The 266-nt window shown below is 38.3% G+C and carries 1 protein-coding gene; it reads left to right on the forward strand.

Annotation, left to right across the window (positions count from 1 at the left end; genetic code table 11):
• Positions 1–266: SDR family oxidoreductase (locus H6B31_RS16950; protein ID WP_204899549.1), on the forward strand; the 266-nt coding region annotated here is incomplete at both ends.

Genomic DNA, 266 nt, shown 5'->3' on the forward strand with positions numbered 1-266 from the left:
TTATTAAAGTTTCTAAGGCTTTTGTATCTCACTTTCGTGAAAAGAAAAGCGGAACGTTTATTAATATAACGTCGACTTTTGGATTAATGGGTTTTCCGACTTGCTCTATTTACAGCGCTACAAAGTTTGCAGTTGATGGTTTCTCTGAAAGTTTGGCATCTGAATTAGTTCAATTTGGAATTCAGGTAAAAGTAGTCGCGCCGGGCGGAATGCAAACCGATTTTACGACAAGATCTATGGATGGTGGTCAGCATAAAGCGTATGAA

The sequence above is a fragment of the Pseudoflavonifractor capillosus genome (genome assembly GCF_016899775.1).
In the GTDB taxonomy this organism is placed as follows: Bacteria; Bacillota; Clostridia; order Oscillospirales; family Oscillospiraceae; genus Lawsonibacter.